Source organism: Nocardioides stalactiti (assembly GCF_014180715.1).
Taxonomy (GTDB): domain Bacteria; phylum Actinomycetota; class Actinomycetes; order Propionibacteriales; family Nocardioidaceae; genus Nocardioides; species Nocardioides stalactiti.
Genome location: NZ_JACEFC010000261.1, coordinates 1 through 423 on the forward strand (window position 1 = coordinate 1; position 423 = coordinate 423).

1 protein-coding gene is annotated in these 423 nt (G+C 75.7%); it reads left to right on the forward strand.

Translation table 11 applies throughout. From position 1 onward, the window contains the following. On the forward strand, window positions 1-423 hold a 423-nt coding region (locus H0487_RS22820; protein ID WP_446685592.1), incomplete at both ends, for an ATP-dependent DNA ligase.

A 423-nucleotide genomic window follows, 5' to 3' on the forward strand; every position in this document is an offset into this window, starting at 1 on the left:
GTGTCACCGCGCTGTTCGGCCGCGCGACCGACGCCGAGCAGCAGTGGCTGCGCGCCGTCGCCCTCGGCAACGTCCGACAGGGCGCGCTCGAGGCCGTGATGGCCGACGGGGTCGCCGAGGCAGCCGCCGTGCCGGTCGCCGACGTACGACGGGCCGCGATGATGGCCGGCGGCGCGACCCATGTCGTCGATGCCGCGTTCACCGGGGTCGAGGCACTGGCCGCGATCGGGCTCACCGTCGGCCGGCCGGTCCAACCCATGCTCGCCTCGTCCGCCCCCGACCTCGACGCGGCGCTCGACAAGTTGGGCACCGACGGCGGCCTCGCCGTCGACGCCAAGCTCGACGGCATCAGGATCCAGGCCCACCGGCGCGGGGCGGAGGTGCTCGTCGTGGCCCGCAGCCTCGACGACATCACGGCCCGGC